Annotated in this window: 1 protein-coding gene; it reads left to right on the top strand. The window is 67.0% G+C overall.

From position 1 onward, the window contains the following. Window positions 1-16: 16 nt before the first annotated feature. The coding region (locus GTY47_RS40795) for a hypothetical protein (protein WP_234025796.1) at window positions 17-209 on the top strand (193 nt) is incomplete at its 3' end.

Raw genomic sequence — 209 nt, 5'->3', positions numbered from 1 at the left:
GCCCGAAACCCAACCGGTGGAACTGCCGACGTATGCCTTCGACCGGTCACGGTTCTGGCTGGAACGCACGGAAAGCACGGGAGATGTTTCCGGTGTGGGGCTGGGCGTTGTCGAGCACGGCCTGATTTCGGCAGTGGTCGAGGTAGCCGCCGGCGGCGCAGTGGTGCTGTGCGGGCGGCTGTCCCGTTCCCGGCAGCGTTGGTTGGACG

The sequence above is a fragment of the Streptomyces sp. SID5464 genome (genome assembly GCF_009862985.1).
Classification (GTDB): Bacteria; Actinomycetota; Actinomycetes; order Streptomycetales; family Streptomycetaceae; genus Streptomyces; species Streptomyces chartreusis_D.
The sequence above is the reverse complement of the archived record's forward strand: the minus strand, read 5'-3'. Positions and strand labels throughout refer to the sequence as shown.